Origin of the sequence: Synechococcus sp. CC9616 (assembly GCF_000515235.1) — a bacterium.
Classification (GTDB): domain Bacteria; phylum Cyanobacteriota; class Cyanobacteriia; order PCC-6307; family Cyanobiaceae; genus Parasynechococcus.
Genome location: NZ_KI911558.1, coordinates 1,280,429 through 1,301,412 on the forward strand (window position 1 = coordinate 1,280,429; position 20,984 = coordinate 1,301,412).

Genomic DNA, 20,984 nt, shown 5'->3' on the forward strand with positions numbered 1-20,984 from the left:
TGCAGACGCCTTAGGGTAAGTTCTACGAACCCACTACAGAGGCTATTAGTTGGTTTTTATTAGACAACTACCTCTTAAATTTTTGCTGAAATGTGAGAAGAGACATAAGGTAGTGTCAGGGACTGCTATGGGTGATTGGGTGGTAAGCATTAAATAACCTGTTTTACCACCTATAAATCCTCCATTGCTGGAACCTATAACTTAGGTTTAAGTGAACAGCCTGGGAAAGCTTTCAAACCCTTCTCCACTGCTTCATTTGACAGTGGTCTCCCACGATAATTCCACTCATACCAATCATCCCAATACAAAACTAACTTCTCTTTTGTAAGACTGCCTTTTGCTTCTAAGGTACAAAGCAAACTCACCATCGTTGCAGCACCAACAAAATCGCCAACTCCTGTGCAAATATTAACGATTTCGTCTGTAGATAGGCAAACATTACTTAACTCTTCCCATGTCTCAAAAGCCTGAACTGGAGCTGTTGAAAGAAGCAGTGCGCCAAGTAGCGGAAAGAGTTTCATGGAAGCACTTGAAAGAACTGATGATGCATGAAGACATCAACTAGGGAATAGGTTTAATTGAACATTCTGGGAATTCTTCTAATGTCATCTCTACTGCTTTTTTCAACGCTGGGCTCATACCCTGATTAAAGCTCCATTCATCCAAAGTCAAATCTAAATCCTCTTTTGTAATCCTGCCTTTCGCTTCAAAGTTACAAAGCAAAATCACCATATTCCTCATAGCACTCATTTGAGCAACACTTACGCACAAATTAGTGTTTTCTTCTGAAGCATTACAAGCTTTCTCTATTTCCTCAAATGTTAAAAAAGTAAAAGCCTGAGCTGGAGCAGCTGAGATGAGGAGTGAGCCGATGAGTGGAAGGAGTTTCATGGGATTAGCCTGAAAGAAGTGATGATAAAAATTAGGGGATAGGTTTAATTGAACACTCTGGGTAATCTTTTAATGTATCGTATAATGCTTCATTCCCTAGTGGTGTCCAACCATCAAGCTCATACAATTCATCCCAAGTCAAAACTATATTCTGTTTTGTAAGCCTGCCTTTTTCTTCTAAGGTGCAAAGCAAACTCACCCATCCCATAGTGCCAACATATTCAGCAGCTCCTGCGCAAATCTTATCCATTTCTTCTGAAGCTTTACAAGTTTTTCTTAGCTCTTCAAATGTTTCAATAGCCTGAACTGGTGTTGCTGAAATGAGGAGTGAGCCGATGAGTGGAAGGAGTTTCATGGGATTAGCCTGAAAGAAGTGATGATAAAAATTAGGGGATAGGTTTAATTGGGTTATCAGCTTAATCCTTCCAATTGACTTGAAAGTTTTCTGGCATGGGTATAAGTATACATTCATGCGTCGTTGATTCAAGCCCTTCCCCGCTCTTTGCAAATAGTGGGGTATATACTTCGGTCAAGGTGTTCATATTAAACTCACGTGAACTTTTTGCAATCAATGAATTATCAACAATTTTATATGTCGAAATAATGAGCTTGAAAGTATTATTCACTAGGCTCGTATCGAATGTCAATAATTCATCCTCAAATTTAAACGGCTTTACGTGTGTGAAAGAAATTTCAAAATTATGCTCAACCTGATATTCATAATAATCGCCATTGCTTTTATCAAACGTTGTTGCTGCATATGAAAAACTAGCTCCAGGCCAGTCTTCATTAAAGTCTGCAATGATTTCTTCAGCAGTCTTACCTTCATAGCTATAGTCGCATACGTAACTTACTAATTTACGCTTACCTGCCTCACTTGTTTGAAAAGTCTGAACTGGTGCTGTTGAAAGAAGGAGTGCACCGATGAGTGGAATGAGTTTCATAGGACTAGCCTGAAAGAACTAATGACGCTGGAGCCAACAACTAACGAACAGGTTTAATTGGGCAATTCGGATAGTCTAATAGCACCATCTTAACTCCTTCATTCCACATAACTTTTTCAAATTCTTCTTCTAGCACGTTTCTACTAATTTTTTCTCTCCTAGCAAATACCTTTGGTGTTATTTCACCCGTATCCCTTAAGTCACAAAGGAGTGTATACCCACTAAGCGCAGCAAAAAAGAACGCACTTCCTAAGCAAGCTTCCCTTGCTGCTTCAGAGGTTTCACAGGGTTTCGTTATCTCCTCAGACGTCTTAGAAGCATGAACTGGTGCTGTTGAAAGAAGTAGTGCACCAATTAATGGAATAGTTCTGAGTAGTGACCTCATAAAAAATGACATAATTTTGTGTAGCCTATTATCGTAGTAGTAGGGACGCAGAAAGACCCCATAGCGTGACTACTATTCTGCCAAATCGTCTCGGCCAGCTAGGTCAAAATGGTTTTTGCTCTGCCTATGGCCACGCTCAGCATTCAGCTGGGAACCAAGGCAAATCAAGTAGAAGCATTGTATCTGGGCTGATTACGAACCAAAGCAGTAGCGTGCATACTGCTTGTGCACTGCAAAACCTCGCTGGTTTACAGAAATAGGTTTGGACAGGGATTGTATTCTTATTTTTTGTGTATCTGTACGTAATTTGTTAGCGCACACGACAAATACAGGAATAGCACTAATCAATCAGCGCAATAGCATCAACCAACTTTTGCCAATTAAGACCTCCATACTTCTGTGTCATTGTCTTCTTGGAATGACCTAGCAGCTGTGCAATAGTCCTCTCTGGTACGTCGTTCTCTACAAGGATGTTGGTGACACGGTGACGTAGACCGTGAGGGTTTAACCCTGTCACCTTCTTGCAAGGATTAGCAAGGTTGGCACCCCATCTGATTACCTTAGTGTCTTTATTGATCTGCATGGTTGAAGGCCAGATAGTCCCTTTGATCTGACGCAATGGCTTGAGTGTCTCCTCAAGATCAGGGTGTATGGGTACTGGTCTTTGTGAGTGCGCATTCTTCAACCCTCGCTCGTCCATCCACTCAATACTTATTCGGTCTGCTTTGATGTCTTCACCACGTAATGCACAGATCTCAGCCAGCCTGGCACCCGTGTAATACAGGATGCGAAAGATAGGTACGTACATACATTCCGACTCATCCCACTGACCTATGGGTGTCGTTATGAGATCGCCACGGGTCAGCATCTTCTGTGCTTCCTCAGCAGGTGTTGGCTTCAGACGCTGATCACTTGTGAGGTTTTGGAAGATCTGATCGTGTTGTCGGTACTCACGTTGCTTACGCAGTGCAGACCACAACCCACTGAGCTGAGCAAGAGATGTCCTGATGGTGCCTTTGGACTTGCCGGAAGAAATCAGGTGTTCCAGGTAGTCCTCAGCGTGATCACGGGAGCAGTGAAGAGGAGAGCTGACCTTGCAGAACGCAAGAAAGGATTCCAGCTTTGACTTCAGCTCAACATGTGTCCTCAGGTTCTTGTTGCTGTGCATCCACTTGATGTCCAGCAGATCCTGAGCAGTAAAGAGCTTCTTTGGTTCAGCTCCACCCAGCAACAGCTCCTCACCACGTGCTGCCTGTTCTTTGGTGAGTAGGTCAACGCCCTGCAAGGCCAGCATCTGAAGACCAACGTTCAGGTCAGCTGGATCTAGGTCAGTAGTCAGGCCTGGTAGTTGCTCTATCAGCTCATCGGTAGAGAGCAGCCCTGTCTGCTTCCAGGTACTGATCAGGGCGTCTGTACGGGCAATGAATGCAGGGCTCTTGCGTCTTGCTTCTTGGATGGTCTCTCCTGCTGGCTCAATCCATTTGGTCTTGCCAACTGCAGCCTGCATGGACCTTGGTACTGCACGCTGGAATTGGAATCCCTTTCCCGCCGTTTTCCTGGTGTATGGAGGCAGAGCCAATGAGTGCGAACCAAACTACGAACCAAGATAAGCTCAGTTCCCTTAGGAAACAATACCCTGCATTAGCCAACAAGACGTACTTCAACTTCGGTGGGCAAGGGCCACTTCCCACCCCAGCCCTCAACGCAATCACAGGCTGCTGGCAGCGCATTCAAGAGCTGGGCCCATTCACAACCGATCTCTGGCCATTCATCGGCAAAGAACTGAACAGCACCCGGCAACAGTTGGCGAAGCTCTGCGGCGTTGCCCCCCATCGCCTTGCCCTCACGGAAAACGTGACCAGCGGTTGCGTGTTGCCGCTCTGGGGACTGCCGTTCAGCCATGGTGATCATCTGCTGATCAGCGACTGCGAACACCCAGGCGTCTTAGCGGCCTGCGTTGAGTTAGCCCGTCGAGAGGGACTGGAGATCGACACCTTGCCGGTGAAAAACCTGCGAGGCGATCCGGCTGCCACCGACGCCGCTGTGATCGATGCTCTTGAGCAAAGCCTGCAGCCGCGCACCCGGCTGGTGGTGCTGAGCCATTTGCTCTGGAACACCGGACAGATCATCCCGATTGCCGCGGTAGCCGATCGGCTTGAAAGCCACCCACATCGGCCGTTTCTGCTGGTGGATGCTGCCCAGAGCTTCGGACAGATCCCGACCAGTCAAGCGGCAGCGGCGGCTGACATCTATGGCTTCACTGGACACAAATGGGCCTGCGGACCGGAAGGGCTCGGCGGTGTCGCTTTGTCGGAGCGGGTGCTTGCAGAGGCCAATCCAACCGTGATCGGCTGGCGCAGCCTCCGCAATGAGAGCAAAGCAGACCTCAGCGAACCCGACCCGTTTCACCGCGACAGTCGTCGCTTTGAAGTGGCCACCAGCTGCGTGCCCCTGATGGCAGGTCTGCGCTGCTCGCTCGATCTGCTGCAGCAGGCTGGAACACAAGAGCAGCGGCTGGGGAGTATCTGTCGGTTGAGCGGCAGGCTCTGGCAGGGGCTTGCAGATGTGGCCGGGGTGACGCCACTTCTATCCGTCCCACCAGCCAGCGGACTTGTGAGCTTCGAATGGGGCAGCAATGAGCCCCTGGGCGACCTGGTGAAACAACTGGGCAGCGAGGGGATCTGGATCAGAGATCTGGCGGACCCTGATTGCCTGCGGGCCTGCACCCACACGTTCACCACAGAGGAGGAGGTGGACGCCTTACTCGACGCCCTGAAGCGACTAGCCACAGCCTGAGGCGAACCACCTAAGCCAGCGTCTGTCCAGCCGCTCAGGCCAGACTGATGAAACGCGGATCGGCAGACATGCTCTGGCTCAAGAAACTGAACTTCATGGAAACGGCCAAGCTTGAAATGGAGCTGATGAAGGCCTTTGAAGCCGGGGACAATCTGGACGCCAAGCTTCAGACCCAAGCCGATCTTGCTGCCAGCACCAACGATCCGGAACAGGCCTGGAAACTTGAGGTTTGGACAAAAATGTTGGTAAGAATCCGTAAAATGCAAACCATGATGGACGGTGAAAGCCAACCGAAATCATGACGATGGCGCTTGTGATTGATGGCCTTCACTGCTGAATCCCTGCCGAAAGCGATTCAACTTTCGGTCTCATCGGTGTTTTTACTCGCCGGCATCGGAGCCATGATGAATGTGTTACCTGGCAGGCTTGTTCGCTGCATCGATCGCGCAAGAACGCTGAAGGAATCCAGCGAGCGGTTGAGTGAGGCAGAAAGCATCGAGTACGGCCTCCTGAAAAAAAGAATGCAACTGGTAACCAGCTCCATCGAACTCCTGGCAAGTTCCACACTTGCCATCGCAACGGTGGTGGCCATGATTTTTCTGTCTGTGATTCTTAAGTTGAACCTCTCACAGGTTGTCGCTCCACTGTTTGTGGCAGCAATGCTGATGTTGATGGTCTCCACCATCAATTTTCTCAGGGAAATCAGACTCGCTTCCCGCCAACTGAAAGACAGCCTTTCAATCCCAGTACAATCAGTTCAATAAATGATCCACAATATTTCCAGAAACACTTTTCTTGATCAAGGCTGAATCATCAGCTCAGGATTCAACATCTTGTCCTTTATCAACAGAGCAGATGGACTCCAATTCACGAACATAGAGCTTCACATCTTTGACAAACATTTCACTGGCAGCTTTCCCTGTGGACACAACTGGAAGCTGTTTGTTGGTGATCGATCTGTATGAAAAGGAGAGTGCATGCTGATCCTTCGCACTTTGATTCCAGATTTCACAATGGACCCGTTTGAAGTCCTGATCGTTTAACTGCGTACAGCCAAACAGAACAACACCAATCCACCAGCAAGATCGCAACATCAGCGATGGCTCACCTGGGCCACAACAAGGCAGGCGTCAGGCCTTCACCAGATCAACAACGCTGAGCACCAAGCCCAGCGCAACGACCGGCGGCGCAACCCAGCGCAGCATCACCAGCAACAGACCCTGCAAAAGCGGCGGGGTGCCGCTGGCATCCAGATCTTTGCGGAAGCGATCGGGCAGGACCCAGCCCAGCAGAAGCGAGAGCAGCAAGCCGCCGAGGATCAGCAACAGCCCCCCGAAAACGGAATCCATCCAGCCAAGGGCCTTGATGGACGTGGCGGCCGGCAGCCCTGCCACAAAAATCACAGCCGCAGACACCCAGACCGCTTGAAGGCGTGAACATCCCAGGCGATCGATCAGGCAGGCCACCGGCACTTCCAGCAACGAAACCGCCGAGGTGATGGCGGCGATGTAGGCCAGAGCGAAAAACACCACGGCCACCACACGGCCAACCCCGCCGAGGGATGCCAGACCGGCAGGAAGCGCAATGAAGATCGTGCCAAGCGTCGACTCACTCACCACCTCTTTCAAACCGAAGCTCATCACCACAGGGAAGGTGACCATTCCGGCCAGCAGACCAACAGCGGTATCAAGGCCGGCAATGGTTAGGGCCTGGCGCGGAAGCTGGGAGCGGCGATCCAGGTAGGCCGCGTAGCCAAGAATGCAGCCGATCCCCGTGCCGATCGAAAAGAACGCCTGGGTGAAGGCGTTGCGAATGGTGGTGGTATCGAGCAGCTGGCTGCCATCCCAGCGCAGCAGGAAGGTGCGATAGCCCTCGCCGGCTTGCGGAAGCCCAGCAGCCCAACCCGCCAGAACCAGCAGCAGCAGGAACAGCAACGGCAGGCCCCAACGGGAGAGCCGCTCGATCCCGCTCTGGACCCCAGCTGCAACAACAGCGGCTGTCAGCAGCAAGCTGACTAGCTGACCCAACAGTGCCGCCTGTCCTCCACTCAGTCCTTCGAAAAAGGCTTCGGCCTCGCCGATGTTCTGGGGCAGTCCGGACGCCAAGACCTGAACCAGGGTGACGCCGGTCCAGCCCATCAGCACCGCGTAGAACGCCAGGATTCCGCAGGACGCCAGCACAAACAGCCAGCCCATGGCCTGCCAACGCTGACCAGCGGCCAGAACGGGTGCCATCAGCGGGCTGCGTCCCGTACTGCGTCCAAGCACCATCTCAGCCACCAGCACCGGCAGGCAGACCAGCAGCACAATCAGGACGTAGAGCAGAAGGAAGGCGGCCCCTCCTCCCTGCGAAGCCCGGTAGGCGAATCCCCAGAGATTGCCGAGTCCGACGGCGCTGCCTGCCGCCGCCAACACGAAGCCGAAGCCCGACCTCCATTGTTCCCGTGCCGCCATTGCTGCCCGTAGAGCCGATCTCCGGCACAGCTTGCCAGTGATCGCCTGTCCTGATGGGAGACTGGTGCGACTTGCCGCTCTCCTGTGAAAGCGATCAGCGTGCTGGGCTCCACCGGTTCGATTGGAACCCAGACCCTCCAGATCGCCGAGGAGTTCCCCGATCAATTTCGCGTTGTCGCGCTGACCGCCGGCCGCAATCTGTCGCTGCTGGTGCAGCAGATCCAGCGCCATCAGCCCGAGCTGGTGGCCTTGGCAGATCCTGCGCTGCTGCCGGTTCTGAAGCAACACCTGGAGGATCTCCCCGCCGACCAGCGACCCGCCAAAGCGCCCGAGCTCGTGGCTGGACCCAGCGGGCTCAACGCTGCCGCCTCATGGGACACGGCTGATCTGGTGGTGACCGGCATCGTTGGCTGTGCCGGCCTTCTGCCCACGTTGGCCGCGATCCGTGCCGGCAAGGATCTCGCTCTCGCCAACAAGGAAACGCTGATCGCAGCTGGCCCTGTTGTGCTGCCGGAGCTGAAGAAAAGCAGCAGCCGGCTTCTGCCAGCGGATTCGGAACACTCCGCGATCTTCCAGTGTCTACAGGGAACGCCCTGGGCCGAAAATGCGCGACTTTCCACCGGGGTACCGACCCCAGGTCTGCGGCGCATCCAGCTGACGGCCTCCGGAGGAGCCTTCCGCGATTGGGAAGCCGCTGACCTGGAGAAAGCGACCGTGGCCGATGCCACGCGCCATCCCAACTGGAGCATGGGCCGCAAGATCACCGTGGACTCCGCCACCTTGATGAACAAGGGGCTGGAAGTGATCGAAGCCCACTATCTGTTTGGCCTGGATTACGACCACATCGAGATCGTGATCCATCCCCAGAGCATCATCCACTCGATGATCGAACTGGCGGACTCCTCGGTTCTGGCCCAGTTGGGCTGGCCGGATATGAAGCTGCCGATCCTCTACTGCCTGTCCTGGCCGTCCCGTCTTGAAACGCCCTGGCGGCGACTCGACCTCACCGAAGTGGGGCAACTCACCTTCCGTGGACCGGACACAGCCAAATACCCTTGCATGGAGCTGGCCTACGCCGCTGGCCGAGCCGGCGGCACCATGCCGGCCGTATTGAACGCCGCGAATGAAGAAGCGGTCGCCCAGTTCCTCGATGAACGCATTCACTTCCTCGACATTCCCGATCTGATCGAAACGGCCTGCGAGCGCCACAAGGCCGATTTCATGGATCAGCCGCAGCTTGAGGACGTGCTCAGCGTCGATCAGTGGGCCAGGCAGGCCGTCCGGGAAGCCGTGCAACGCGGCACCCGTCGGATGACGCTTCCCGCCGTGGCGGCGTGAAAGGGATCAGCCATCACCTGCTGCTGTGTGCCACAGCCAGCAAGGCCAAGTGCTGTGATCCAACGGTTGGTGCCGCGGCCTGGAACCGACTCAAACAGCTCGTGAAACAACTGGGGCTGGAAGACCCTGATCGCGTTGAAGGCGTGGTGCTGCGCAGCAAAGCGGATTGCCTGCGCATCTGCGAAGGCGGCCCGGTTCTGCTGATCTGGCCCGATGGCTGCTGGTATGGCGGCGTCACACCCGAGCGCCTCGAGCCGATTCTTCGACAGCACGTGATCGCGGGGGAACCGATCGAGGAGTGGCTGATTCAGCGGACACCAATGCTCTGCAACCAGGCCACCGCCAGCTGATCACCCCAGCAACCTGCCTGGCCGTGAAAGCCGTTGTGACCACCACGGCGGGTGAACACAAACTTCAGCGGCCCGTCCGGAGCCTGCGATTGCTCCAGCTGCATCGCGGCTGCTGCGGGCACCCAGGGGTCGTCCAGGGCTTGCAGCAGCAGGGTGGATGGCCATGACTCCGGCTGACCAGAGCTGAGATGCGGCAGCGGTGAGGCCTTGCGGTAGTAGTCCTCCACATCGGCATAACCCCAGCGAGGGGCCGTGATCGCGGTGTCGAACGCCCTGATGGTGGTTGGTGGGGTCTCACCGCAGAGAATCCGCTCCTCGTTCTTTGAAAGGCCGAAGGGGTCCGCTGCGGTTTGGCGTACAAGACGCTTCAACAGCCAGTGCTGGTACAGACGATTGCGGGGCCGTTCAATCGACGCGCTGCATGCCGCCAGATCCAGGGGACTGCTGGCACAGAACAGACCATCCAGCAGAGTCGCGTCGCTGAGGCAGGCATTCAGAAGCATCGTTCCGCCCAGGGAAATGCCCGCACCCAGCAGCGGTCGACCATCCGCCAGCTGGCGGGCCCGCGCGATCACGGGCAACAGATCGCTGTTGCAGCGCGCGGCATAGGTGCCCCCCGCCAGATGACGGCCTGGGTCGGCGCCGCGCAAGTTCAAGCGCAGAACGGCAAAACCAGCATTACGAAGGGCCGCTCCCATCCGTCGCAGCCCCTCTCTGGAGCTGGAGCCCCCGAGGCCGTGGAGCAGCAGCACCAGGCCCTGCGGAGTTGAGCAGGGCAGATCCAGCAAGGCCAGCAACTGACCAGCCTGAGCGGCACCGCTGGCGAGGGCTGGCACATCAATCAGGACGGGGTTCCCGCTCTCAGGCGGAAGATCCACGGGCCTGAGCGTGTCGCGCAGGGTCTGAAGATCACCGCCGAGCCAGGGGAGCCGCTGCCGAAATGGCAGAAGCCCCAGCTCGCGATCAATCATTTCTTACCGAGTCCCAGGTCTTTCAGCTCCGTCAGCAGATCGCCCAGCACCCGTTTGGCATCGCCGAACACCATGGAGGTGTTGGCCAGCTCGAACAGGTCGTTCTTGATGCCTGAATATCCAGCACTCATGCCCCGCTTCACCACGAAGACGGTGCGGGCCTCCTGAACATCGAGAACAGGCATGCCATACAGCGGAGAACTGGGGTCGCTCTTGGCTTGCGGATTGACAACATCGTTGGCACCGAGCACCAGCACCACATCCGTCGCGGGGAAATCCGGATTGATCTGATCCATCTCCTTGAGCTGCTCGTAGGGCACATCGGCCTCAGCCAGGAGAACATTCATGTGACCCGGCATGCGTCCTGCCACCGGATGAATGGCATAGGCAACGTCAATCCCCGCACTCTCAAGCACCCGCGTTACCTCGCGCAGGGTGTGCTGTGCCTGGGCGACCGCCAGGCCGTAACCAGGCACGATCACCACCCGCTCAGCCGCCTCGAGGGTGAGTGCGCACTCCTCGGCACTGCAGCTGGTGATGTTGGTGTATTCGCCACCACCGCCGCCGCTCGCTGAGGCCCCGAGGGCTCCACCAAACAGCACGGAGACCAGTGAACGGTTCATGCCGTCGCACATCACCTGGGTGAGGATCAGACCGGCGGCCCCGACCATGGCACCGGCCACAACCAGGAGTTGACTGCCCACCACAAATCCGGCGGCTGCCGCGGCCACACCGGAGTAGCTGTTGAGCAGGGAAATCACCACGGGCATGTCTGCCCCACCGATCGGCAGTGTGACGCCGATACCAAGCAGGGAGGCGCCGATCACAAGCAGGGCCAGCCCCTGGGAGGCCTGACCACTCACCAGCATCTGCACTGCAGCGATCAGGGAGATCACAGCCAGAGCGATGTTGACGCCATGGCGTGCCCGGCTCTGCATCCATGCCGGCGTGGACAACCAGCCCTGGAGCTTGGCCATCGCCACGATCGAACCGGTGAAGGTGATCGCACCAACAAACACCGAGACCACGATCGAGATCAGAGCAACCAATCCGTCGGATTGGAGTGCTTCGGGATAAAGAGCTGCAGCAAGCGCCACCAGCAGCGACGACATGCCACCGCAGCCGTTGAAGAGAGCGACGGTCTCCGGCATGGAGGTCATCGCCACTCTCTGAGCCATCACCGCACCGAGGAGTCCCCCGATCAGGGTTCCCAACAGGATCCAGATCCAGGCCGCAGCGGCAATGCCGGTGGTTCCGATGTAATTGAACAAAAGGCCAACAACGGCGAGGCCCATGGCCACTGCCGCGAGTTGGTTGGCCCCCCTAGCCGAGCGCACCTTGGAGAGGCCCTTGATACCGAGGGCGAGCAGCAGAACCGCAATCAGCTCGATTGCGTATTTGATGATCAAGGAAGCGGGCATCAGCGGTTCTCCTTGCGCGAGGGCTTGCGGCTGAACATGGCCAGCATTCGGTCGGTGACCAGGAAGCCGCCAATCACGTTGAACAGGGCGAAACCGAGGGACACCGAACCCAAAATCAACAGGACAACGTTGTCGCCGGCCTTGATGATGGCGGTGAGTGCTGCCAGCACGGTGATGCCGGAGATGGCATTGGCGCCGCTCATCAACGGGGTATGCAGCGTGGGCGGCACTTTGCCGATCAGCTCCAGCCCAAGAAGACTGCCCAGCAGGAGCACCCAGAGAAATTCAACAAAGCTGGAATCCATCAGTTGCCTCCCGGGTTAAGAACGTCTTGGCGACGAATGCTGCCGTCGAGGCTGATCAGACAACCAGCGATCAACTCATCATCCGTGTTGAGTTGAACCGCGCCCTCCTTGAGCACGGGTTCGAGAAGAGCCACCAGATTGCGGGCGTAAAGAGCACTGGCATGGTTCGGCACCGTGCAGGGCAGATCATTGCCGCCAACCAGCTTCACCCCGTTGCGTACAACTGTTTCACCGGGGACCGTTCCTGCACAGTTGCCGCCCTGGGCAACCGCCAGGTCGACCACCACAGCACCGGGACGCATGCGGTCGAGCATGTCTTCACTGATCAGCCTCGGCGCCTGTCGACCGGGCACCTGAGCCGTACAGATGGCAACATCAGCTTCGGCCAGCTGATCGGAGAGCTGCTGGCGCTGAGCCGCCAGGAAGGCATCGGATGCCTGCTTGGCGTATCCGCCGGCTTCCAAGGGTTTGTCCTCCATCTCAGGGGGGTCGATGAAACGGGCACCAAGGGATTCCACCTGTTCTTTGACGGCCGGCCTGATGTCGCTGACGTAGACGACCGCTCCCAGCCGGCGTGCCGTAGCCACCGCCTGCAGTCCGGCCACACCGGCACCCAGGATCACCACCCGGGCCGGCTGCACCGTCCCGGCCGCGGTCATCAGCATCGGGAAATAACGATCCAGAGCCGATGAAGCCAGCAGCACTGATTTGTATCCGGCGATGTTGGCCTGGGATGAGAGGGCATCGGCCGACTGGGCCCGACTGATGCGTGGCAGGAGTTCCAGGGCCATCGCTGACAGCTTGGCCGCTGTCAGTGCGTTCGTCAGGGATGCATTGCTGTACGGGGATAGGAGACCCACCAGCACGGCTCCCGCTTTCATCCTCGAGAGCGCTTCGGGTGCAGGGGACTGAACGCACAACACCAGATCGGCGTCAGCCCACGCTCCAGGGTCCGCCACCGGCACCAGATCGGCTCCCTGATTCTGAAAGCTTTGATCGAGGTATCCCGAAGCGGTGCCTGCACCGCATTCAACAGACACCGAACAGCCGAAAGACAGGAATTTTTTCACCGTGTCCGGCGTCGCGGCGATACGTGTTTCGCCCGGTGCGGTTTCTACCGGAATCAAAAGTCTGGGCAAGGTGTCACAGCCTCCGACGATGCGAGGTTACGGGGTCGCCCCCAGGGGATCAGGAGGTTTTCTGAAGAACCGGACGCAACGCCACCACATCTAGCTACGTGAGGAGCATTCATTCCCCGATCCAATGGGTCTCACAGCGATCGAGTGTCCCGATGGCGTCTGTCACAGCCACCACGGCGGTCACTCCGTTGAGCGCTCCACGATGCAGGCCAGCTTGAAGAATCACGGACGTGACTGGTGTGAGCGGCTCGCGGAACGGATTTATGAAATGTCCGTCGATACCTTTTCGCAGAGCGTGATGCCCAGCTTGCACGCTGCCGGCTGGCAACGTCGTCACCTCGATTGGGAGTTCAAGCTCAACGAACAGGAATCCGAACCGGATCGCACGCTGGTGGACGGCATCATCAACGCCACGGAGAGTTTCCTGCGCAGCAGTGAGGTGCACCGCCTGTTCATCCAGGAGCTGGTGCAGGGAACCTTCGACGAAGCTGCTGCCGACAATCTTCGAATTCAGGCGGTGCGGACGCTCGTGGAAACAGAGATCGTCGCCATGTTGGAAGAGAGGCGTCAGAGCCTGATCGAGCGTCTATCGACGCAGCTGCTGGAAGCCGCCCAAGGTGATCACCAGGCTGCCAAGACCGCCTCAGAAGAAGCGCTGATGGAAGTGGAACGACTCCTGGTGAATCACGCCGAAGCGCTCTGATCGCATTCAAACCAGACGATCGGCTGCAGTTCCTGCTCGATGCAGCGGGCCTGCGGCCACCGACCCTGACGGCGAAGATCCCGCTCGCGAAGAATCAGCGGATCGATATCGCATTCGTTGCCCCAGCAGCGATCAAGCTGCTGCCGCAGTTGATCGATGGAATCGCTGGAGGGGCGAGGCTTGGCCATGGCCGGACAGTAGAGATGCCATCGCGGAAAGTAATGGTTAAAAAGACTCATCTTCCGCTGATCCGCCATCGCCGTCCCATCGTTTGACCTGCCAGCGACCATCCGCCCTCGGGAATGGCAGACGCAACTAACGCTGCTGCTGCGCCGCCGACTGGACAGTGCAGGATCAACGGATCGCGATCTGCTGGTGTTTGCCGGGCCTGGAGCAGGCAAAACCCTGGGGGCCCTGCTGGCCTTCAGCAGCATGCGGCGGGAGGGACGTCTGGAGCGTCTGGTGGTGCTCTGCCACCGCACCTCAATCCTGGAGCAGTGGCAGCGCGCCTTCAGCAGGCTTGGCATTGATCCCTGCCAGTGGCCAGAGTGCAGCCCGTCGGGACTTTCAGGCCATGGCCTGCTGCTGACCTATCAGGCCGCAGCACGCCAACTTGATCGACTTCAAGACGACCTCGGGCAATGGAATCCGGACACCACCCTTGTGGTCGCCGATGAGGCGCACCATCTGGGCGTGGATCCTGAGGAGCCCGAAGCCGCCGTTTGGGGGCAAACGTTTCAGGACATCAGCAGCCGTTTCCGATTGCGCCTGGGACTGACCGGCACACCCTTCCGAGCCGACAACCTGGCCTTCTGTGCCGCCAGACGGGTCCGCCTTCGACAGGGTGACGATGTGGTGGAGCAGATCATTCCGGATCTATGCGTGGAACCGCGGGAACTGATCGCCGCCGGTGACGTTCGACCGCTGGAATTCCGCTTTCAGGACGGCTGGGTGGAGCACAGCCGCGAGGGGCTGCCTGATCGCGATGTGTCGCCGCTGTCGGCAGAAGCACGCGAAAGCTGGCGGGCACGCAATCTGAGGCGGGCGATCCGCCTGGCCGACAGCAGCAGCATCGGGCAGCAGGTGCTGCTCAAAGCCCAGAGACGGCTGAGCAGCATCCGTGAGCATCACATCCGCGCTGCTGGCCTGGTGATCGCCCGCGACATCAATCATGCGGAGCAGATCACGCGGCTGCTGGAGGAGGACGGCAGCCGGGTTGATCTCGTCCACTCCCAGGATCGGGAGGCCGCTCAACGCCTGGCCAACTTTGAGAACGGCTCCGCCGACTGGCTGGGGAGCATCGACATGTGCTCAGAAGGCTTTGACGCTCCCCGCCTGCGTGTTGTGGCCTACCTGACCACCGTTGTGACCCGAAGCCGGTTCATTCAGGGGATCACCCGCGCCGTGCGGATGACTCCGGAACTCGCCAAGGACGAGCCGATCCCCCGCCACCCCTCTTATGTCTATGCACCTGCTGATCCCCTTTTGATGGGGTACGCCCGAGGCTGGTCCGTCGCGGAGCCATACGTGATCCGAGCCGCTGAAGACAACCCCAGTGGCGACGAGGGTCCCCAAGCCTGCTGGAGCGGCCCCAGCCTTCCTCTTGAGGCGGTAGGGGATGGGGCTGGGACGGTGATTTCACTAAAAACACCTCAATTGCCATCTTTTTTGCAGCGCTGACGACATCTTTTGGGGTAGAAAAATGCGAATTTCTGCAAATCCCGGCCTTTGTAAGGCCCATGGACCACCAACCTGATGAGCCAAGGAGACTTCACCATGGATGCCTCAATGGAACGCAGAGTCAGCGTTGCTACGGGTTGGGCATCCACAAGGATCGCAGTCCTCGACAGCGAAGAGCGTTATGAGGACAGTTATGCAATCACCCAGGAATTCAGAGAATGGATTACTTGCATGGGTGAAAATCAATCACTCCTGGAAGACAACACCCTTGTGGTTCCTCGCAATCCCAGCAAGCGGCATCGACTGGTTGATGGCCTCACCAGTGACCAGGGTTCCGAGCTTTAACCCCCACAGACAGTCGCCCTTGGATCAACCGTGTTGCATTTGACGGCGCAGAAACCGCTCGAATGGTTCTAGATTTAACTCATACTCATTCCGCATAAGCCCATGGCTGCAGGCGTGCCCGCTCAGCCCTCTAACTCTCAGCATCCCGACGCTCAGATCGAAAACCTTGTGATCGTCGGCTCCGGCCCTGCCGGTTACACCGCCGCGATCTATGCAGCCAGAGCCAATCTTCAACCCCTTCTGATCACAGGCTTTCAGCGGGGTGGCATCCCTGGTGGACAGTTGATGACCACCACCCACGTTGAGAACTTCCCGGGCTTCCCCGATGGCGTTCTGGGACCGGATCTGATGGATCTGATGAAGGCTCAGGCCGAGCGCTGGGGCACCCATCTGCTTGAGGCGGATGCCGATTCAATCGATCTGAGCCAACGCCCATTTCGCATCGAAGCGGACGGGCAAACCATTTATGCCCATGCCCTGGTGATCGCGACCGGCGCCAGCGCCAACCGCCTCAACCTGCCCTCGGAATCGCAGTACTGGAGCCAGGGAATCAGCGCCTGCGCCATCTGCGACGGTGCCACCCCCCAGTTCCGCAACGAGGAACTGGCGGTGGTTGGTGGCGGAGATTCCGCCTGCGAAGAAGCGGTGTATCTCACCAAATACGGCAGCCACGTGCATCAGATCGTGCGCTCCGATCAGCTCCGGGCCAGTGCTGCCATGGCCGACCGCGTGCTCGCCAACCCCAACATCACCGTCCACTGGAACAGCGAAGTGGTGGATGTGAAGGGCAACGGCTGGATGGAGTCCCTCAGCCTGCGGGATCGAGGCTCGAACGACGTTGAAACATTGGCTGCCAAGGGCCTGTTTTATGCCATCGGGCACACCCCCAACACCGAGATCCTGAATGGCCAGCTGGCACTGAACGCGAAGGGATACCTCGAAACACAGCCAGGTCGCCCAGAAACCTCCATCGACGGCGTGTTCGCGGCAGGCGATGTGGCCGATGCGGAGTGGCGCCAGGGCATCACCGCTGCTGGCAGCGGCTGTCAGGCGGCATTAGCAGCGGAGCGCTGGCTCACCCATCACAACTTGGCCACACTTGTGAAACGGGACAGCGTTGAGCCTCAAAAAGCCGAGGTGCCGAAAAACATCGACACCACAACCGAAGCGACCTACGACCCTGCGGCCCGCTGGCAAAGGGGCGGTTACGCCCTGCGCAAGCTGTACCACGACAGCAACAACCCTCTGCTTGTGATTTACACCTCACCCACCTGCGGCCCCTGCCATGTGCTGAAGCCTCAGCTGCGCCGGGTGATCGACGAACTCGATGGCCATGCCCAGGCCGTGGTGATCGACATCGAAGCCGATCAGGCGATCGCAGAACAGGCCGGCGTCAACGGCACACCCACAGTGCAGCTGTTCCACAACAAGGCCATGGTGCAGCAGTGGCGCGGTGTGAAGCAGCGCAGCGTGTTCAAAGAGGCGATCGAGCAGCTGCTCGTTCCCGCCTGAGGCTCAACGCCGCCGTGGCCCCCCGGGGCGGTTGCCACCGGGGCGACCACCAGGGGAGCCTGCATTGCGCTCCCGGTAGGTGATGCGTCCGCGGGTGAGGTCATAGGGGCTGATTTCCACCAGCACCTTGTCCCCTGCCAGCAATTTGATTCGAAACTTGGTGAGCTTTCCAGCCGCCCGGCAGAGGCACTGATGACCTGCTGGCTGCTCGAGGGTGACCAGATAGAACCCGTTTCCCTGTTCCTTCTCGATCACGCCCGACGTTTCGATCATGAGGTGGCTTGCCTGAAGGGAAATAGAAGCTCGATCAGTCTAGAAGCCGGCCATGAGGCCACTCTCGACAAGGGCTGGAAGCCATTAGGCTCCCAGATCCCATAGCACTCCGATGATGCTTCCCCCGTTGTCAATGAACATCGGCCTGCTGCTGATTTCAATTGGCGTCGTCAATCTCTGGCGAGCACGACGGGGAGACTCCTAACCCCCAGGCACATCAGGCGAGGGGGTCCGCGAACGGATTGGCATCAACCGGATCAATCAAACGGAAATCAGGTCCTCCGTCACCTCTCTCTGCAGGACCAATCCGTCCATCATTGTTGATATCAAATTGAGTTCTTGATTCAATTTTATCGATGTCCTTGACCTTACGAGGCTTTCCAAAAGGCCTCGGTCTCCCACGGCCTCTAAAGCGGAATCCTTGCTGTTTGAGGATACCGCCATGGTCCTCAATCAATGCAAACCCGTTCTTAATTGGGTATACACCGATGACTTTTTCGCCAGGATAAGGATTTCCTCTCTTGTCAGTAATAATTTCCTCTTCAAATGGCGTCTCCCCAGGCTCAAGTTCGGACTCCGCGAAAACAAGCTCACCATTATTCATCTGGTAGAGACCCTCTTCATACTCATCATTTCCCGGAAAAATCACCCGAGAAATTTCAGGATCATTTCCTGTGTAGGGCTCACCAATAATTCCATCGCCAGTGAAATCGCGATCCTCATTATTTTCAATGTCATAAATACGTCTGGTTACATCACGCTCCTGACCCTTAGCTTTTGGAGAACGCCCACCCCAGCTGAATTGCTGCATGGCAAAGCTCTCTCCATTCTTCAGAATGACGGCTAAACCTCTGCGCATCCCCAGGACGCCTACAGCTCGACCTGCGTCATAGGGGCTCCCATCAGCATTCAACAGAGGATCATTATCAAACGGAAGATCGCCCGGCTCTAAGCCAGGCTCGCCCAAGATCGAATCACCGTTGGTTGTCTTGTAGATGGCGCGATCGAAACCTTCTCGGCTTGCCGGAACAAGGACCTCTTGAACTTCAGCATCCTCACTTTCACCAGCGATACGACCATCACCGTTGGCGTCAATACCTTCGCGTTCTTCAATTAACTCAACCTGCTTTGCTGGAAGCTGGCGCAGTTTTCCAGCAATCTGTGGACCGCGATTACCCCATTTGAAGGGCAACTTTTTAACACTGTCACCTTTATTATAAATCAGGCTGAATCCATTCCTCGTACCCAGGATGCCAACAAGGCCAACTACATCAACCGGAGAACCATCTTTGTTTGCGAGTATCTCGCCCTCCAGGGTGATATCGCCAACGCCAATACCCTGCTCGGCAAATTTAACCGTTCCATTGGTCATCTCATAAATCGACCGATCAAAACCTGCGTCCGGGTTGTCATAAACGACTTTAGAAATTTCAACTTCGTCTTCGTCTACCTGCGGGAGACCGATAAATCCATCACCTGTCATATCATCATCTTCTCTCTCTTCTATGGAATAAATCTGGTTCCCGAGATCGGACGTCGACGCCTTCGCTACAGGGCCCTGATTGCCCCAGGCGTATTGCTGTTTGCTGTAGGAATTGCCCTGCTTAATGATAAAAGCGCCGCCATTACGCGTATGGGTATGGCCAACAACACCACTGGGAGCGTCGTAATACCCTCCACCCTGAAGTCTGATTTCTTCGTAATCAAACGGCGTCTGCCCTGCAGACAATCCCTTGTTGGCAAAGGCTGAATGGCCGTTACTCAACTTATACAGCCCTCGATCCCAGTGCTTTCCGCCGGGCCAAACAACCTTGGCAATCGTGACATCGTCAAAAATTGGATCGTCCCAGACAGGCTCGTCCCAGTCAGGTTCCTGAGGGGGCTCCGGATCCGGCGGCGGTGGGGTGCTGAAGCCACCATCCGGTGGCGGCGGCGGCGGCGGGCTGGAGCCAGCATCCGGTGGTGGTGGTGGCTCGTTGAAGGAGACGTCGAATCCGTAGATGAGCTCTGCCATGGGATGTGCCTCCGTAACGAACCAATAGCGCTCTTCAATTTAGCCAGAATGTTGGAGACGAACATCAAGACGCCGTCTTCGCCGGCAGTGGCACACCAACAAAACCAACGCGACGTTCTGCTGCTGTACAAGCCCTACGGATGCTTGAGTCAGTTCACACAAGAAGCTGGCAGTCGCTGGAACTGCCTGGCTGATCTGATCAAGCTGCCAGGGGTCTATCCCGCAGGCCGTCTGGATGCCGACAGCGAAGGACTGCTGCTGCTTACCAACCATGGGCGGCTGCAACAACGACTCACCGATCCACGCTTTGGCCATTGGCGCAGCTACTGGGTTCAGGTGGAGGGCACACCCACTCAGCACCAGCTGCAGCAACTCCGCGACGGAATTTCAATCCAAGGCCGGCAAACCCTTCCTGCTCAGGTGCGATGGCTGAAAGGGGATGCCATTCCTGCCCTGCCCGAACGTGACCCTCCGATCCGCTTCCGCAAAAGCATCCCAACCCACTGGCTGGAGGTCTCCCTGCGAGAAGGCCGCAACCGTCAGGTCCGTCGGATGACCGCCGCCGTCGGACTACCAACCCTGCGACTGCTGCGCTGCCGCATCGATTTGATGGATGGTGATCCGCCCTTGAGCCTGGATGGCCTCAAACCCGGTGATTGGCGACCGGTGAACCCAAGCGAACACAAGCGGCTGACACAGCTGCTCAACCAACAGGGAATCAGCAGCAACCGGAGGAGCGGCCGGGGAGCTGGCCGACCAGGGTCGCGGCATAGAACTTGATTCCCTCAAGCTCCCGCCAAGGCTCAACACTGCGATCGACGTAACGAACCTGCTCGAACCCGAGCTGTTCGAACGCCTTCAGGAATTCATCTTCTTGCCAGGCGCCGCTGATGCAGCCGCTCCAGAGTTCGGGATCTCGCTGCAGATGCACGGGAACAGGCTGATCAGAGATGATGTCGCTGATGGCAATGCGCCCGGCCGGTGCCAAGACCCGGCGAATGTTGCTCAGCAGGCGATCCCGGGCGGCAGGATTCACCAGATTGAGCACGCAGTTGCTGAGAACCACATCGATGCTGGCGTCATCAACGAGAGGATGACCCGAGGGATCAGGTGCATCCAACGCCTCGATCGCTCCGTCGATGAATTGCACGTTGGTGTAGCCGATTGCTGCCGCCACAGCAGCAGAAGCAGAACGGGACAGCTGCAGCATCTCGGTGTTGCGATCAACGCCGGTCACCGATCCCTCTGCCCCAACAACCTGAGCGCAGATGAAGGCGTTCTTGCCGCTGCCACTGCCCAGATCCAGCACACGATCACCACAGCGCACCCAGCGTGTGGGGTCCCCGCAGCCGTAATCCCTTTCCACAACCTCCTGTGGGATGGCTTTTAACCAGCGGGGATCGAACCCAACAGGTGTGCAGAGACATGGTTCGCGCATTTGAGCTGCAGCCCCGTAGCGCTGTT

At 57.0% G+C, this 20,984-nt stretch carries 26 protein-coding genes; 10 read left to right on the forward strand and 16 right to left on the reverse strand.

Going from position 1 to position 20,984, the window contains the following annotated elements; all coding sequences use genetic code 11:
• Positions 1-194: 194 nt before the first annotated feature.
• The 6 genes from SYN9616_RS17260 to SYN9616_RS15485 form a co-directional block, all read right to left on the reverse strand.
• Positions 195-521, reverse strand: coding sequence for a hypothetical protein (locus SYN9616_RS17260; protein ID WP_156918723.1), 327 nt, complete (start codon positions 519-521; stop codon positions 195-197).
• 40 nt (positions 522-561) lie between these two features.
• A complete protein-coding gene (locus tag SYN9616_RS0107635; protein ID WP_028952556.1) occupies positions 562-891 on the reverse strand; it encodes a hypothetical protein in 330 nt (109 codons plus the stop codon).
• Between the two features lie 31 nt (positions 892-922).
• Entirely contained in the window at positions 923-1,246 is a 324-nt protein-coding gene (locus SYN9616_RS17265; protein ID WP_156918724.1) for a hypothetical protein, read from the reverse strand.
• A 61-nt stretch (positions 1,247-1,307) separates the two neighbouring features.
• Positions 1,308-1,835 (reverse strand): hypothetical protein, encoded by a 528-nt coding sequence (locus SYN9616_RS0107640; RefSeq protein ID WP_028952557.1) that lies wholly within the window; start codon positions 1,833-1,835, stop codon positions 1,308-1,310.
• Between the two features lie 40 nt (positions 1,836-1,875).
• Positions 1,876-2,220, reverse strand: a complete 345-nt coding sequence (locus tag SYN9616_RS17675) for a hypothetical protein (protein WP_198015158.1) — start codon at positions 2,218-2,220, stop codon at positions 1,876-1,878.
• A 340-nt stretch (positions 2,221-2,560) separates the two neighbouring features.
• Positions 2,561-3,727 (reverse strand): tyrosine-type recombinase/integrase, encoded by a 1,167-nt coding sequence (locus SYN9616_RS15485; RefSeq protein WP_051410983.1) that lies wholly within the window; start codon positions 3,725-3,727, stop codon positions 2,561-2,563.
• A 71-nt stretch (positions 3,728-3,798) separates the two neighbouring features.
• On the opposite strand from SYN9616_RS15485, the gene SYN9616_RS0107655 reads away from it, so the two are divergent.
• The 3 genes from SYN9616_RS0107655 to SYN9616_RS15490 all read left to right on the forward strand — a co-directional run bounded on the left by SYN9616_RS0107655 (position 3,799) and on the right by SYN9616_RS15490 (position 5,780).
• On the forward strand, positions 3,799-5,016 hold the full coding sequence (locus SYN9616_RS0107655; protein WP_051411098.1) for an aminotransferase class V-fold PLP-dependent enzyme: 1,218 nt from the start codon (positions 3,799-3,801) through the stop codon (positions 5,014-5,016).
• A gap of 68 nt (positions 5,017-5,084) precedes the next feature.
• Entirely contained in the window at positions 5,085-5,318 is a 234-nt protein-coding gene (locus SYN9616_RS0107660) for a hypothetical protein (protein WP_028952560.1), read from the forward strand.
• Positions 5,319-5,336: 18 nt separating this feature from the next.
• Positions 5,337-5,780, forward strand: coding sequence for a DUF2721 domain-containing protein (locus SYN9616_RS15490; protein WP_037990809.1), 444 nt, complete (start codon positions 5,337-5,339; stop codon positions 5,778-5,780).
• Positions 5,781-5,834: 54 nt separating this feature from the next.
• Here the strand turns inward: SYN9616_RS15490 and SYN9616_RS0107670 are convergent, their stop codons facing one another.
• Both SYN9616_RS0107670 and SYN9616_RS0107675 read right to left on the reverse strand, forming a co-directional pair.
• On the reverse strand, positions 5,835-6,110 hold the full coding sequence (locus SYN9616_RS0107670; RefSeq protein WP_028952561.1) for a hypothetical protein: 276 nt from the start codon (positions 6,108-6,110) through the stop codon (positions 5,835-5,837).
• A gap of 36 nt (positions 6,111-6,146) precedes the next feature.
• The gene (locus SYN9616_RS0107675) at positions 6,147-7,469 is read right to left on the reverse strand and encodes a sodium-dependent transporter (RefSeq protein WP_028952562.1); all 1,323 of its coding nucleotides are present in this window, start codon (positions 7,467-7,469) and stop codon (positions 6,147-6,149) included.
• An 84-nt stretch (positions 7,470-7,553) separates the two neighbouring features.
• Here SYN9616_RS0107675 and SYN9616_RS0107680 point away from each other — a divergent pair, with 84 nt between their 5' ends.
• A complete protein-coding gene (locus SYN9616_RS0107680; protein ID WP_028952563.1) occupies positions 7,554-8,807 on the forward strand; it encodes a 1-deoxy-D-xylulose-5-phosphate reductoisomerase in 1,254 nt (417 codons plus the stop codon).
• Positions 8,804-9,157 (forward strand): ferredoxin, encoded by a 354-nt coding sequence (locus tag SYN9616_RS0107685; protein WP_028952564.1) that lies wholly within the window; start codon positions 8,804-8,806, stop codon positions 9,155-9,157. Before SYN9616_RS0107680 ends, SYN9616_RS0107685 begins: the two co-directional genes overlap by 4 nt.
• On the opposite strand, the gene SYN9616_RS0107690 is transcribed toward SYN9616_RS0107685, so the two are convergent.
• From SYN9616_RS0107690 to SYN9616_RS0107705, 4 genes are read right to left on the reverse strand one after another with little or no spacing between them, the layout of a single operon-like run.
• Positions 9,115-10,128 carry an alpha/beta fold hydrolase gene (locus SYN9616_RS0107690; protein ID WP_028952565.1) on the reverse strand — a complete coding sequence of 338 codons (1,014 nt, stop codon included), beginning with the start codon at positions 10,126-10,128 and terminating at the stop codon, positions 9,115-9,117. The two genes, SYN9616_RS0107685 and SYN9616_RS0107690, sit on opposite strands and share 43 nt — an antisense overlap.
• Positions 10,125-11,549: an NAD(P)(+) transhydrogenase (Re/Si-specific) subunit beta gene (locus tag SYN9616_RS0107695; RefSeq protein WP_028952566.1), complete on the reverse strand. Its 1,425-nt coding sequence runs from the start codon at positions 11,547-11,549 to the stop codon at positions 10,125-10,127. Before SYN9616_RS0107695 ends, SYN9616_RS0107690 begins: the two co-directional genes overlap by 4 nt.
• Positions 11,549-11,854, reverse strand: a complete 306-nt coding sequence (locus tag SYN9616_RS0107700) for an NAD(P) transhydrogenase subunit alpha (RefSeq protein ID WP_028952567.1) — start codon at positions 11,852-11,854, stop codon at positions 11,549-11,551. The genes SYN9616_RS0107695 and SYN9616_RS0107700 overlap by 1 nt, the downstream gene beginning before the upstream one ends.
• On the reverse strand, positions 11,854-12,993 hold the full coding sequence (locus SYN9616_RS0107705) for a Re/Si-specific NAD(P)(+) transhydrogenase subunit alpha (RefSeq protein ID WP_028952568.1): 1,140 nt from the start codon (positions 12,991-12,993) through the stop codon (positions 11,854-11,856). Before SYN9616_RS0107705 ends, SYN9616_RS0107700 begins: the two co-directional genes overlap by 1 nt.
• 124 nt (positions 12,994-13,117) lie before the next feature.
• Between SYN9616_RS0107705 and SYN9616_RS0107710 the strand changes: the two genes are divergently transcribed.
• On the forward strand, positions 13,118-13,696 hold the full coding sequence (locus SYN9616_RS0107710; RefSeq protein WP_028952569.1) for a hypothetical protein: 579 nt from the start codon (positions 13,118-13,120) through the stop codon (positions 13,694-13,696).
• On the opposite strand, the gene SYN9616_RS0107715 is transcribed toward SYN9616_RS0107710, so the two are convergent.
• Complete coding sequence (locus SYN9616_RS0107715; protein ID WP_028952570.1) at positions 13,678-13,884, reverse strand: hypothetical protein; 207 nt, start codon at positions 13,882-13,884, stop codon at positions 13,678-13,680. The two genes, SYN9616_RS0107710 and SYN9616_RS0107715, sit on opposite strands and share 19 nt — an antisense overlap.
• A gap of 88 nt (positions 13,885-13,972) precedes the next feature.
• Between SYN9616_RS0107715 and SYN9616_RS0107720 the strand changes: the two genes are divergently transcribed.
• The 3 genes from SYN9616_RS0107720 to trxB all read left to right on the forward strand — a co-directional run bounded on the left by SYN9616_RS0107720 (position 13,973) and on the right by trxB (position 17,233).
• Positions 13,973-15,376 (forward strand): DEAD/DEAH box helicase, encoded by a 1,404-nt coding sequence (locus SYN9616_RS0107720; protein ID WP_369791939.1) that lies wholly within the window; start codon positions 13,973-13,975, stop codon positions 15,374-15,376.
• Between the two features lie 96 nt (positions 15,377-15,472).
• The gene (locus SYN9616_RS0107725) at positions 15,473-15,721 is read left to right on the forward strand and encodes a hypothetical protein (RefSeq protein ID WP_028952572.1); all 249 of its coding nucleotides are present in this window, start codon (positions 15,473-15,475) and stop codon (positions 15,719-15,721) included.
• A 102-nt stretch (positions 15,722-15,823) separates the two neighbouring features.
• Entirely contained in the window at positions 15,824-17,233 is a 1,410-nt protein-coding gene (gene trxB, locus SYN9616_RS0107730) for a thioredoxin-disulfide reductase (protein ID WP_028952573.1), read from the forward strand.
• A 3-nt stretch (positions 17,234-17,236) separates the two neighbouring features.
• On the opposite strand, the gene infA is transcribed toward trxB, so the two are convergent.
• Positions 17,237-17,506, reverse strand: coding sequence for a translation initiation factor IF-1 (gene infA / locus SYN9616_RS0107735; protein WP_028952574.1), 270 nt, complete (start codon positions 17,504-17,506; stop codon positions 17,237-17,239).
• A gap of 217 nt (positions 17,507-17,723) precedes the next feature.
• Positions 17,724-19,520: a hypothetical protein gene (locus tag SYN9616_RS15495; protein ID WP_037990813.1), complete on the reverse strand. Its 1,797-nt coding sequence runs from the start codon at positions 19,518-19,520 to the stop codon at positions 17,724-17,726.
• An 87-nt stretch (positions 19,521-19,607) separates the two neighbouring features.
• Here SYN9616_RS15495 and SYN9616_RS0107745 point away from each other — a divergent pair, with 87 nt between their 5' ends.
• The gene (locus SYN9616_RS0107745) at positions 19,608-20,300 is read left to right on the forward strand and encodes a pseudouridine synthase (protein ID WP_037991409.1); all 693 of its coding nucleotides are present in this window, start codon (positions 19,608-19,610) and stop codon (positions 20,298-20,300) included.
• Here the strand turns inward: SYN9616_RS0107745 and SYN9616_RS0107750 are convergent.
• On the reverse strand, positions 20,239-20,958 hold the full coding sequence (locus SYN9616_RS0107750; RefSeq protein WP_084218396.1) for a methyltransferase domain-containing protein: 720 nt from the start codon (positions 20,956-20,958) through the stop codon (positions 20,239-20,241). The two genes, SYN9616_RS0107745 and SYN9616_RS0107750, sit on opposite strands and share 62 nt — an antisense overlap.
• Between the last annotated feature and the right edge of the window lie 26 nt (positions 20,959-20,984).